This window comes from Bacillus cereus group sp. BfR-BA-01522 (assembly GCF_022662635.1).
In the GTDB taxonomy this organism is placed as follows: domain Bacteria; phylum Bacillota; class Bacilli; order Bacillales; family Bacillaceae_G; genus Bacillus_A; species Bacillus_A cytotoxicus.
Genome location: NZ_JAKUDY010000007.1, coordinates 179,083 through 192,504 on the forward strand (window position 1 = coordinate 179,083; position 13,422 = coordinate 192,504).

Consider the following 13,422-nt stretch of genomic DNA (forward strand, 5'->3'; position numbering starts at 1 on the left):
CTCTCCTATTCTTGTAGATTGATAAACTTTTGTAATAGCCTTACATTTCTTTCTTGCTCTATGTAAAGCGCCGCTGCTTCTTCCATGGAAGTTTGGACAAATGTAACATAATCACTTGGCTTTAATTGTGCTAAAATAGGCAAGTCAACGGAAATAACATTTCCGATTCGCGGGTATCCACCCGTCGTTTGTCTATCAGCCATTAAAATAATAGGTTGTCCACCTGGTGGCACTTGAACCGTTCCAAATGTTACAGCGCTCGATAAAACCTCATAATCTTCTATTCTCTTTAAATGCTCACCTTTCAAACGATACCCCATGCGATCAGCATAAGGAGATACCTTATATTCCTTTGTAAAAAAGGAGGCCTGGCTTTCTTTACTAAATTCATTCCATTCAAAATCAGTTATAATGCGAATGACTGGATAACGACTATATTTTGGTAGTATATGTCTACATACTCCCCATTGCGTATATATTCTTTTTTCATCTAACAATTTCTCTATCATACAAGTTGCAACAGAGGAAGGGATTCCAATTTGTAACTGATCCCCTTCCTTTAGCGCTCTTCCTTCGATTCCTCCTATAGAAGCACGCACATATGTACTTTTGCTTCCCATACTGCATGCTACATCGATTCCACCTGCAAATGCAACATATGTTCTACACCCAAATTCCCCCCTCCTAAAGCAAAGCATACTTCCTTCTTTTGCTACAATCGGCCGCCATAATGGAATAGGCTCCCCATTTAATACAGCCCCTATATCCGCTCCCCCAATTGCAAGTAACGTTGTCTTTTTAATAAGCAGTTTTGGACCCATCATTGTAATTTCTAATCCTGCTTCATTCTCTTTATTCCCCACTAATATATTTGCAATTCGCAATGCCATCCGATCCATGGCACCGCCAACAGGAACACCATATTGTTGATAATGATATCTCCCTATATCTTGAACAGTTGTAAACATTCCAGCATGTAAAACCTCTACATTCATGTCTAATCTCCCTCTAAAGCTACATACTCTTCTTCTGTTATTGGGATAAATCGTAAATACATTCCACTTTGTACATATGTAGGCGGATTTTCATGTGGCTGAAATAAAGAAATAGGTGTTCGGCCAATAATATGCCAACCTCCTGGTGTTTCTAATGGATAGATGCCTGTTTGACTTCCGCCGATTCCGACCGAACCTGGTGCGATTTGTAAACATGGTGTTTCTTTTCTTGGTGTTTCTAGCTCGCTCGGTAACCCGCCCAAATATGGGAACCCCGGCGTAAAGCCTAGCATATAAACAAAATAAGTTACCTCGCTATGGATGCGGATTACATCCTCTACCTGCAAATTATGATATGCGGCAACATCTTCTAAATCCGGACCATATTGTCCACCGTAACAAACAGGTATGAAAATAGAATCCTCTACTTTTCTTATCGTCTTCTCACAACTTAAGAACAAATCACGGATATAATTACATATGTAGTCATATGGCATTGCATTGCTTTCATTATGTTTCCAAACTGTATACAAATCATAATAAACCGCTAAAGATGTAAAAGATGGTACACACTCAATCATTCCTATAAATGGCTTTTTGTTTAATAATTGAAATAACTTTTGCACTTTCTTATATACTTCTATACGAATTCTTTCTCCAAATGTCACAACTACTGCTTGATCTCCCAATGCTGAAAATTTCATCATGCCCCTTCTTTCTCTTCCCTCCAGCCAAGTTCTTTTGAAATATTTTGTGCGGTTTCTTGTATTTCTGTAATAAACTTCGGAATCGTTGTTTCGTTATACTCGATTGCTAATCCTGAGATACTAATTCCTGCCACTACTTCCCCATCAGCTGCCAATATTGGTGCTGCAATAGCCGCAGTATGATTTTCCAATTCAGAATAGCTTATTGTATACCCCTTATTCTTTGCAGCACGCAGCACTTCTAACAATCGCTCTTTATGAACGATTGTTCCATCTGCAAATCGTTCTAAATTCGTTTCCTCTATATATTTCTTTTGCTCTTCTTCTGAAAAATAAGACAATAAAATGCGTGGACATGCTCCAGCATATAAAGGTGCTCGTTTCCCGATTTCTGTATAGACTCGAACAGGCTTATCTCCATCTATCTTTTCAATATAAATCGCTTCATTGCCATCTTGAATAATTAAATTAACAGCTTGTCCAAGACGATTCCTTAGTCGTTTCATATGCGGTTTGGCAATATTTCGTACAGATAATCGCTTTGACACAAGTTGTCCAAAACGTAAAAATATAAAACCGAGCCGATAGCTTCCTCTCACTGTTTTCTGTAAAAATTCCATTTCTTCAAGCGATCCAATTAAACGATGCACCGTTGTCTTTGGCATTCCTGCAAGCTGAACCATCTCCGTTAATGTTAACTCTTCATGTTCATAAAATAATGCTAAAATATCCATGGTTTTTATCGCTGTTTTGTTTATACTCATCTTAACTCCCCTAAGTTCTGAAAAATGGAACTACAATCCCATCTTTCGAAATAAACGTATAATTTGAAATTATAAAACATTCTTTCAATTTATACAATATTTCTTGAAATTTCACAAAGATTACTCTCTGAATCTATTTCAGTAAAGCAAACAAAAAGCAGAAGTCAAAGACTCCTGCTTTTTTATAATGCTCTTATATGTTGCACTGGCCAAAAGACCGCTTCGCCTTTTCCGACAATTTCATCCTCCGAAATAAATCCAAACATACGACCATCTTTTGAAACTTTACGGTTATCCCCTAATACAAAAACTTGTCCTTTCGGCACTTTCGTTTTTCCTGTAATTTGTTCTAATGTAAAGTCAGGTGTTAATATTCCATTTGCTTTCTTTTTATACTTTGCCAAATATGGTTCATCAACTGGTTTTCCATTTACATATAAAACATCATTTTTATATTCAATTGTATCACCAGGTAAGCCAATTACTCGTTTCACTAAATCATAACCTTCTTTTCCATGGAAAATAACAATATCAAAACGCTCTAATCCTTTTATATTGTATCCAATTTTATTCACTAGAACACGTTCATTATTTTCTAAAGTTGGCATCATCGATTCACCTTGTACAAGTGAAGGAATAAATAAAACTTCTCGAATAATAAAAACAAGTCCTAATGTAATTGCTATTGTTTTAATCCATGAAATCAATTCTTTTTTTGTATCTTTCTTCTTATCTTTTTCCATTTTCTCGCTACTCTCCTATCATTATACTATTACATTTAATAGACTTCGAATTGCATTTTGATCAATTTCAGCAAAACAAGATTTTCCTTCGCGAGCAGCAGTACCTACGTGCACTTGCTTAATTCCTGTATCATGTAGCAATTTCTCGATATTTTCTCGCGTCACACCGCTCCCAATAATTAGCTCGATCTCTTCCTCACTTGCTTTTTTCATTTCAGCAAGAACAGGAATATTTTCTACAATATATCCAGTACCACCAGAAGTTAAAATATGCGTAACTTTATCGAACTTTCGCAATATTTCTACCGTTCCTACTAGATCCTCTACCTCATCGATAGCACGGTGAAACGTTACATTTACTCCATCCACCACAGACAATAAGTCCGCTAGTTTCTCTTCGTCAATCTTGTTTTCTTCCGTTAGTACACCGAGTACAACCCCTGCTACCCCAAGGCTTTGTGCAATTTGAATATCTTCTTTCATTAATTCAATTTCTTCTTGTGTATATATAAATGATTTTGCATGAGGACGAATCATAACGTGAATAGGTATATTTACTGCCTCCACCGCCGCTTTTATCAATGCATAACTAGGCGTCAATCCACCTTCCGTATATGCTGCAATCAGTTCTATTCGATTTCCGCCAGCTTTTTCAATTCGTTTCACATCTTCTAGACAAGTTGCAATGACTTCCAGCATGAACATACCTCGTTTCGTACTTTTTCATTCCTATTATACAGGAGTACTATGCAGAAACATAGCTTTCTCTAATAAAACATCAAAATGATATTGCAAAAGAAAGATTTTTAAATCCTTATAATCAAAAAGGATGAATAATCGTAGCATATTAAACTAACTTCTTCCCACTACCTTTATGATACCATCATCCCTCATGTAAAAGTGCACTCTTAATAAAAGATAGCATCTAAAAAGGACAAATGTATTCCCCTCTTTTTAGATGCCTATTTTTCTCTTATCCTATTGAGTGAAAAGCAGAATTAGCCATCAATGAGATTGTCACATCATCCATTGGTGGATTGTGTAATCCTGCCCTCACATTTAAATAATAACGGTGTAATGGATTTTTTTCTGATAAACTTTTCGCACCAACAATGCGCATCGCTTTATCAACAACGGAAATTGCTGCATTCGTTGCAATATATTTCGCCGCTGCTAATTCTGCTTGTAAGGACTGCTTATCATCAACTTCATCATACTTTTTTGCTATTTGATATAGAAACATACGAGCTTGCATCAATTCAAGTTCTAACTCTCCTACTAATCTTCTAATATTGGGCAGTGAGCTGATTGGATGCTTTAAACTATTCGGTTGATACGATTCAGCAAACCGGAGCGCATAGTTCCGAGCAGCTTGTGCAATTCCTAAATAACATGCCGGTATATGAAGTAACCATCCCACTCCTTTTGGTTTTGATTGCGATCCTTTTATATCCGTAAAATATTTATCAGAAATTTCTACATTTCGCAATACGAGATCATGACTCGCTGTTCCCCGCATCGCAACACTATCCCATGTTTCTTCAATGGAAACACCTTTTTGTGCTCTTGGAACGACAAACTCTCCAATCTCCTCCCGTCCTTCAATACTTGCAGAAATAATGAAATAATCAAGCATTGGCGCCATCGTTGTAAATGTCTTTCTTCCGTTTATAATCCACTTTTCACCCTTTTTCACCGCTAACGTTTCTGGTCGCCCGCCACGTGTCGGGCTTCCTGTCTTTCGTTCTGTCGCGGCTCGATTAAAAAGGGCACCTTTCTTCACTTCCTCACAAAACCATGCGAACATATCCGGCTTCCAAGATTGATTTTCCGTAAGTTCTTTCACGATACCAAGATGCCATCCAATTGATAAAGCAGTCGCTCCATCTCCTTCTGCAATTTTCTCTTGATATAAAACAAAATCATAGAGCGAAATCTCTTGTCCCCCGCAGTCTTTCGGAAGCGTTAAAGTTGTATAACCGATATCTTTTAACTCGTTTATATTCTCAAACGGAAAAGAGCCTAATTCACGAAGTTCACACTCCCTTTCCTGAAACTTTGGAAGAAACTTCTGTATCTTTTCAATCCATAAAGATTGTTCTTCTGTTTCTACAAATGAAATTGTCATCTTACTATCCCCTTTATTTCGAGTTATTGAAACGAAAATTTCTATTCGTTGGCGAAAGTATACTCTTTCTTCTTTTTCTTATATGTAAATAATCAAAAAATCGTTTCTCTTTCTACCGTATACTATTCATAAAGTGAAACTTTAATCAGTGGGGGTTTTCTTCATCCCCCACTGATTATGAGCCCTCACCAATCGGGCTGCCCTAAAATAGCGGGATAAAAGTTCCATACTGTCATTCTCTCAACTACTATATGAAATCCCACAATCATTGTTACATTATTCCGATAAAAATACAATGTTTTAAAGCGATAAGAAAACTTCCCATCAAAAGATAGGAAATTCTCTCATACTACTCTCCTTTTAATGCACGTATCGGTAAAGAAGTCATGTAACCAATATAGGAGCATAATTCTTTAAAAAAGAAAGGAATCTCTGTATCTAGCGACTTATATGCTGACGTAGGTGTCGGGGACGCGTATGCATCCATCCCTATATGCTTGGCAATTTGCATCGCTCGCTTCATATGAAGAGGGTCACTTACAATCGTGTATGTTTGCAATCCATGCTCCATACCAACCTGTTTTGCATTTTTTAAATTATCTTCTGTAAAACGTGACTTTGTTTCAATTAAAATATCTTCGTCTTTTACATTACGTTTCAATGCGTACGCTTTCGCAGTACGAGCTTCTTCCAGTTCCGCTTCAAATTTTGTTCCACCTGTAAAAATAATTTTTTTAATATTACCGTTCTGATACAAGGAGATCGCATGGTTAATTCGTTCACGAAATACAGGAGATGGTTTTCCGTTCCAAGCAGCTGCTCCAAGTACAACAGCAGCATCTGTATCCACCTTATCTGTTTTAAATCGATAGCTCCAAATATCGTAAGCTGCATAACTTACAAAGAGAATCATAGAGCTAATCATAAGCAAGAATACTTGTAACACTCTTCTTTTTTTACTTTTCTTCTTTTGTTCCATTTGTACTAGCCTCCGCGCATCATCCATACTTCTAAAAAATATATGTAAATTATTTCATTTGAATTTATTTGAAAGAAGGCACTTTTTAGCCTATGTGCAGTAAAGGGTTTTCATTCAAATAGAGGATTGTTTATTCATTCTTATTTATGGAGCATTTTACATATCAAACACTTACAAATTGTATTTCATACTACTCCATTGTAACGAATTTTTCTATAGAAGGGAATGATGAAACAAAAGTATCTAAAAGAAGATACCATTTTGTAAGAAAAAAGGTATACATTCTGCCTTTATGGCGTATATACTTTTGTATCATTATTGATATGCATGTAATTTTTGATGAAGCTGTTCTTTTATAAGCGGCATTCCCTCACAATGATACTATATACAACCGCATCTCTTACATAGCCATTTGATAGCTATCTTTCATTTCATAATATTCCCTCTTTAATAGCACGCTGCGCTTTTGTATTTCGTGCATTTGTCTTAATCTGTACGGCGTAGCCTTTTCAGTTCTTCAAAGGCGTATGCAATAAGAGAAACTTTAATCAATGAAGCTTTCCTTCCTCCTCACTGATAGTTAACTCTTAGCAGTTGGACTTTCCTAAAATAGCGAAAATATGTAAAACTCCCTTCAAATACTTTCAAAAGGCCCACTTTTGGTGAGCCTTTCGTTACAACAATATATAGGCAATTGGCGTAATAATGAGTACAGTTAAAATTGTTCTTTCTACGTATAAAATGATAAGTTCAGAAACCTTTAATGGAATATCTGTAGATAAAATACAAGGAATTGAAGCTGAGAAAAAGAGAATAGAAGATACCGAGACCACTGCGATAACAAATTTCGTGACGAGCGGTGCACTCGTTACGAGCAAAGATGGCAAAAACATTTCAGCGATTCCAACAGAAGCTGATTTCGCCGCCAAATCAGCTTCTGGAACTTGCATCAATAACATAAATGGATAAAATATATAGCTAATCCAATCAAACACTGGTGTATATTTTGCTAATAAGATTCCGATTAATCCAACAGACATAATAGATGGTAAAATTCCCATTGTCATAATGAACCCATCTTTTAAATTGATTGCAATATTTTTCAGTAGACTCGGTGCTGATTTCGAAACTTCCAGCGCATCTTCCCAAGCGCGTGCAAACATCCTTTCCTTATAAATCGGCTCTGGAAATCCTTCTTTTGTAATATATGTATCTGGTTTTGTTCGAAGTGGTGGGATTCTGACTGTGATAGCGGTTACAATAAATGTTACGATAAGCGTGGTCCAAAAATATAAATTCCATATGTACATAATATTTAATGTTTTTGCAATGATGATCATAAATGTGGCAGATACAGTTGAAAAACCAGTTGCGATAATCGCCGCTTCCTTTATCGTATACTTTCCTTCTTTAAAAACACGATTCGTAATGAGAAGAGCGAGCGAATAGCTTCCGACAAAAGAAGCAACCGCATCAATCGCAGAGCGCCCTGGTGTCTTCCATAATGGCCTCATAATTGGTCGGCAAAACGTACCGATGAATTCAAGTAAGCCATATCCTACTAATAGTGCTAAAAATGCCGAACCGATTGGAACAAGTAAACTTACTAATATAACTAACTTCTCATACAAAAATGGGCCTACATCCGGCGCAAAAAACCAAGTTGGTCCGACTTTCAAACAATATAATGCCCCAAATATAACTCCAATCACTTTCAAAAAAGAAAAACAAATATCCACAAATGATGCCTTCCATTTCTTCGTGTAAAAAGGATAAATCGCACCAATTACCATTACACCGAAAGCGTAGTACGGTACAGCTAATGAAGCGGCTGATCGAATCCATGATACAATATGGTCAATCATAATAGATGAAGTACCATTCATTGTTACAGGCACAAAAAACATAAATACTCCCACAAAACTAGCAAAAATAAAACGAACAATAATTCCTTTCCCTACACCAGCTTTTAAGACTTTGTTTTCTAATTCCATTTGCCCCATTTCTCTTACACCTCCTAGTTTTCTAAATATTCCGCATAAACATTTTATATTCCTTTTTTACTGTAATATTTTGAATAACAACTGAAAGGATATAAGAGAATGAATGATAAGAAATACTTTTGGATGAAAAGTTATTTTTTCACCCTTTTTCGATATTTATATCCGTGCTTTTCGTAAAAAACATTTAACTTCGGATGATAAGCAACACAATCCCGCTGTACGTACTCTTTCTCTTTTTCTCATGAATCTACTCGATTCCTTTTGTGCTGATTTCATATTTTACAAAAGAAGAAAGAAGTTTAAAGATGCCTTCAAACTTCTTTCCCGTTCTTTTATTGATTTCTCTTCACTTCTTTAAATTCTTCTTTCACCTGCTCAAGCGTTCCTTCTTCCGTCATTAAACGATATGCTGTATAAGCGAGCGCTTTCGCAGCTGTAATGAGCGCCTTATCTCCCAATTCAGAACGAGCTGCTTCTCTAAACTCATTTGTATGAGCGATTAAATCGTCTGGGCCAATTTTAATATATGGATGGATGGTTGGAACAACTTGACTGACGTTCCCTGCATCTGTTGAGCCAATACCAAATCTTTCTTTTCGATGCACGTTTTCTCCAAGCGATTCTAATTCTTCAGCAACTACTTCATTCAATGTTTTTGTTATAAGCAACTCATCAATTTCATTTTGAAATGGATCTATTTTTACTGTTGTCCCGGTAGCTAATGCCGCTCCTTGTGCAATATTTTTCACCTTTTCCGTCACTTCTGTACATCTTTTCCGCGTTGCTGCACGAATAAAGAAACGAGCCACCGCATAATCTGGAATAATATTTGGAGCCTTTCCTCCTTCTGTAATCACACCGTGAATTTTCACATCCGCAGGTAGCTGCTGGCGAAGTGCATTAATGCCATTGTACAATTGAATGATGGCATCTAATGCATTAATCCCTTCCTCCGGTGAAGCTGCTGCATGCGCTGATTTCCCGTAAAAGTGAAAATCAAGTGGATCTACCGCAAGAGACGGACTTGTTGTTGCTGTTTTCCCACTAGGATGAATCATAAGCGCCGCATCAACATGATGAAATAATCCCGCTTTCACATAGCTAGCTTTTGCACTTCCATTTGGTCCCCCTTCTTCCGCTGGCGTGCCAAACACAACAATCTCACCGCCAATCTCTTCAAGCGTTTCTGATAAAGCAATCGCCGCCGCCACGCTAATTGTTCCAATTAAATTATGACCACAAGCATGACCTAGTCCAGGCAATGCATCATACTCTGCTAAAAAAGCGATGGTAGGCCCTGCTTTTCCTGAACTTTTTCTTGCAATAAATCCTGTTTCATGTCCAGCGATATTGTGTTGCAATTGAAATCCCGCGCTGCCGAGTAGTAAACTTAACGTTCGAGATGCGAAGAATTCTTGATTACCGATTTCAGGATTCGCATGAATAGCATGACTTGTTTGAATATACTTTTCTTTATGTTTTTCAATACTCTCTTGAATGATGTTACGATGTGATGTTACTTTTGTTATTCCCATTTCCTTTACTCCCCCTTTTATTTACACGTAAAAAAGCCTCTTTCCTAAAAGATAGAAAGAGGCTTTCGCATATACATTCAAACTACGCTTCTTTCTTATCTTTCAAGTCTATTACTTGCTGGAATTGGCACAGTATTCATAAAGAATCCGCTGCCGAGGCTTCATAGGGCCAGTCCCTCCACCTCTCGAGATAAGAATTTTCACAAAATTACATTAAATTATTTTTATTCTATTGTTATTCCGAGTAAATGTCAAGGAATTCCTATCTGATTTTACCGAATATCTAAAAATCCTGTTAATACACCAATTGTTTCTGGTGCTTCCAGTCTTGCACATATATACGGAAATTCCGGACTCCCTTCAAACATCATTTGCGATGTTAACGGAGCTCCTGCCCAAAAGATTTCATCATCAATGACTAAAAACGGGAACGATTTATTTTGTCTTTGTACTCTTACATTTTTTAGCGGAATAGAACCATCACTATAAATCGTTACTTGTGCATTCGTACGCATTAACGCTTGCCATACTCTCTTATCAATTTTCCTTGTACTTGGCAACGATAAAACAATTTTTCGTTTTGCCGTCAAAATATCTTTTAGTACCCCTTTTGGTTCCTCTAGATTCATTTCCATAAACCAACGTAAGCGCTTCGTAATTTTCCGCTCCCATATTTGACGTGATGTTGTGCGATCATACACATTTCCGTGGCGCTCTATATGAGCGGTTAACTGTGATAATGCTTGTTTTCTTGAAAGATTTTTACGCATATATTGACAATCTGACAGCTGAATGAACTTCCCTCTCGCCCTTGTTACGGCTACATTCACAAGGCGATGATTTTTGTGATCAAAAAATAGCACACCAGGGCGCTCTTGCGGGTAACTATCAACCGTATCAAATATTATCATATCCCTTTCAGAACCTTGAAATTTATGAACCGTTGCTGCTAAAACTGGTACATTCCGATATTTCGTTTTTTGCAACATCTCTCTTATACCTGTTGATAAAAAGCGAGATTGCGCTCGGTACGGCGTCACAACACCAATTGATTGAACACCATCTAATACTCCAATTAAAATCATTTGTATCGCCACTAAGCCAGACATCATATTAAAACGCGATCCGGAAGCAGCATCTTTTAAAGAATAAGCCCCCATTAGGCTCGTATCAAATAAAACAGTTGCCTCGTTTGCGAACGGTTGTAACTTTGCTAGTTCTTTACGCTTTGAAACAGACGGATGATCATAGACTCTATTTTTATATATAAATGAATTTGTAAATTTCGCGATATCCGCATGCATCCGTCTTTGTTCCTGCAACATATATACATTCGGATGCGCTTCAGATTGATTGACAGATTCTACAATTCCCACATGATAAAATATATCTTCACAAAGCCATTTTCGAACAAGTTCATGGTTCGCCATTGCGATTGGCGGCAACTGCAAGAAATCTCCGCAGATGACAATTCGTTTTCCAAGTGCAGCTGCTAAAGCAATTTGCGGAACATACGCCATACTGACTTCATCTACTATAACTAGATCAAATGTACGTTCATAAATCAGCGCATCAATTGCGCATTTTGATAATGTTGCACCAATTACTTGTGCATTTTCAATATACTCTCTTTCTACTTCTTTCATTTTCGCTCTCTGTTTTCGAAGATCACTTTCAATTTCTTGCATGCGTTTCTTATCAGAAGCAGTCGCTTTATAAGATAGTATTTTTTCGCGCAAATCTTGGCGCATCTCTTCTAAATAAAGTCTTTCTTCCCCCCATGAACCATTTGTCGTTTCTACAAGTCTTGAAGCAAGTAATGTCTCGTGATTACGTATATGTTCATGTTGGCTAAAACCATAACGAACAATTTCTCCTGGCGTCCATTTATTTTTCTTCTCAATTTGCTTCGTAACTTCACTCATTAACACGTCCACTGCCGCATTACTATGCGCTAATACAAGAACCGATTTTCCTTTTTGATAATGAGCAGAAATAATCCGTGATAAATTATACGACTTTCCTGTTCCAGGTGGTCCCCAAACGTATGTTGTCGCATTGTAAAACGCTCGATACGCTAATTCATTTTTCGGATTTTTCATTTTTTCAATATGCTTCGGCGTGTTCGTTCCATCTAATAAACGTCTTATACGTTGACGCTTCTGCTTTTCTTTTCTCGCTTCTTTTAATCGCTCCTGAAGTTGTTCTAACAGTTGCCACGGTTCACTGTATAAAACAGCTTCTCTAATTTCACCTTGAATATAATCATTTAATTTCAATTCTATTTCTAACCCATGTGCTGATAATACTTCCCCGGTCGCTTCCTCGCCGTCGAACTCAATTCGAATAGGTGAACCTTCAGGTAAGCTGACCTCCGAAATAAGCTGAAATACGTAAACTGTATTTTCATAATCTGTATATAAAAAACGACCATTTATGATAGAAATATTACTTCCACCTATCGTTTTCCAATGTTTAATTTCATAAGCTAACGCTTGATGCCACTCTTTCATCGTTTCCGTTAATGAAGGAGTTTGCTGAGTTGTATTCATAAAATCGTCTCCTTCCTTCTCTCCAAACATACTTTCTCACTATATCATATATCACACTAATATTTGTAAGATTTATATCTTGCTTATTTTCTTAACATTCCATATTATGATATATATAAAATTTTCAGAAAGAAGGATTCTATATGCCAGTAAGAAGAATTGAACACGTAGGTCTTATGGTTGCAAACTTAGAAACTTCGATTTCCTTTTACAAAGAAGTAGTTGGATTACAACTGCTGAAACGTATGGGACATCCCGATCCCAATCTAAAACTTGCTTTTTTAGGTGCAGAAGAATCAAAAGAAACAATATTAGAACTTATTGAAGGCTATAACGCTTCTCTTCCAACAGAAGGAAAAGTACATCACATTTGCTTTAAAGTAGATTCCTTAGAAGATGAAATTCAAAGGCTAAAACATTTACAAGTAACTTTTTTATTAGGAGAAGAAATTGAAACATTGCCAGACGGAACACGTTACATATTCTTCGCTGGTCCTGATGGAGAATGGATTGAATTTTTTGAGACGGAGCGATAGTAATTAAAAGAAACCAAAAAATCAAGTTTTAGTAATGTTTCGGTTTCACTATTATTATCGTATACTACCCTTTTTCATTTTACTTAATCTTGTCATTGCATCTGAAAACACTTAAAATCATGTACATAAAAAAAGGAAGCATGGAAATTTCCGATGCCTCCTTTTTATCTACTTATACAAAAAGAGAAGTATTCGCATACAAAGCTGGTGAACCACCTGAATGTACGAATAAAATGTTGTCTTCTTTTTTAAACTTTCCTTTTTGAATGAAGTCGATTAGTCCTGCTACTGCTTTACCCTACACACAAGTTTGTCCAAAGTGGTCTAAGATTTATTTACCCATTCTTTGGAATATTGGTATAAAAATAAATCTATCAGCCTCTTTCAAATCAATACACTCTCTACGCTAGAATTAGAGTACTTTTACTATGTTTAATCTAAATACATTACAGAAAAATAAAAAGAACAAAGTAACTTCTG

The 13,422-nt window shown here is 36.6% G+C and carries 11 protein-coding genes, 1 pseudogene and 1 riboswitch; of the genes and pseudogenes, 1 reads left to right on the forward strand and 11 read right to left on the reverse strand.

The genetic code is table 11. The features are described from left to right. Positions 1–5: 5 nt before the first annotated feature. From MR059_RS12760 to MR059_RS12805, 10 genes are all read right to left on the reverse strand, one after another. Positions 6–995 carry a 5-oxoprolinase subunit C family protein gene (locus MR059_RS12760; protein WP_012094520.1) on the reverse strand — a complete coding sequence of 330 codons (990 nt, stop codon included), beginning with the start codon at positions 993–995 and terminating at the stop codon, positions 6–8. Positions 996–997: 2 nt separating this feature from the next. Further along, positions 998–1,699, reverse strand: a complete 702-nt coding sequence (gene pxpB, locus MR059_RS12765) for a 5-oxoprolinase subunit PxpB (protein ID WP_012094521.1) — start codon at positions 1,697–1,699, stop codon at positions 998–1,000. Beyond that, entirely contained in the window at positions 1,699–2,466 is a 768-nt protein-coding gene (locus tag MR059_RS12770) for an IclR family transcriptional regulator (protein WP_012094522.1), read from the reverse strand. Before MR059_RS12770 ends, pxpB begins: the two co-directional genes overlap by 1 nt. A gap of 182 nt (positions 2,467–2,648) precedes the next feature. Further along, on the reverse strand, positions 2,649–3,209 hold the full coding sequence (lepB, locus tag MR059_RS12775; protein WP_012094523.1) for a signal peptidase I: 561 nt from the start codon (positions 3,207–3,209) through the stop codon (positions 2,649–2,651). A 21-nt stretch (positions 3,210–3,230) separates the two neighbouring features. After that, positions 3,231–3,908, reverse strand: coding sequence for a copper homeostasis protein CutC (locus tag MR059_RS12780; protein ID WP_087095040.1), 678 nt, complete (start codon positions 3,906–3,908; stop codon positions 3,231–3,233). Positions 3,909–4,182: 274 nt separating this feature from the next. Further along, complete coding sequence (locus MR059_RS12785) at positions 4,183–5,337, reverse strand: acyl-CoA dehydrogenase family protein (protein WP_012094525.1); 1,155 nt, start codon at positions 5,335–5,337, stop codon at positions 4,183–4,185. 349 nt (positions 5,338–5,686) lie between these two features. Further along, complete coding sequence (locus tag MR059_RS12790) at positions 5,687–6,316, reverse strand: YdcF family protein (protein ID WP_012094526.1); 630 nt, start codon at positions 6,314–6,316, stop codon at positions 5,687–5,689. A 674-nt stretch (positions 6,317–6,990) separates the two neighbouring features. Continuing rightward, positions 6,991–8,319 (reverse strand): YjiH family protein, encoded by a 1,329-nt coding sequence (locus MR059_RS12795; RefSeq protein WP_242161820.1) that lies wholly within the window; start codon positions 8,317–8,319, stop codon positions 6,991–6,993. Between the two features lie 332 nt (positions 8,320–8,651). Next, positions 8,652–9,854, reverse strand: a complete 1,203-nt coding sequence (locus MR059_RS12800; protein ID WP_242161821.1) for a M20 family metallopeptidase — start codon at positions 9,852–9,854, stop codon at positions 8,652–8,654. Between the two features lie 92 nt (positions 9,855–9,946). Continuing rightward, positions 9,947–10,051: riboswitch (SAM riboswitch) on the reverse strand. A gap of 75 nt (positions 10,052–10,126) precedes the next feature. After that, positions 10,127–12,436: an AAA domain-containing protein gene (locus tag MR059_RS12805; RefSeq protein WP_012094530.1), complete on the reverse strand. Its 2,310-nt coding sequence runs from the start codon at positions 12,434–12,436 to the stop codon at positions 10,127–10,129. A 113-nt stretch (positions 12,437–12,549) separates the two neighbouring features. Here MR059_RS12805 and MR059_RS12810 point away from each other — a divergent pair, with 113 nt between their 5' ends. Next, on the forward strand, positions 12,550–12,942 hold the full coding sequence (locus MR059_RS12810; RefSeq protein WP_012094531.1) for a VOC family protein: 393 nt from the start codon (positions 12,550–12,552) through the stop codon (positions 12,940–12,942). A 172-nt stretch (positions 12,943–13,114) separates the two neighbouring features. On the opposite strand, the pseudogene MR059_RS12815 reads toward MR059_RS12810, so the two are convergent. Then, positions 13,115–13,240: pseudogene (locus MR059_RS12815) on the reverse strand (D-cysteine desulfhydrase); the annotation flags it as partial. Positions 13,241–13,422 lie beyond the last annotated feature (182 nt).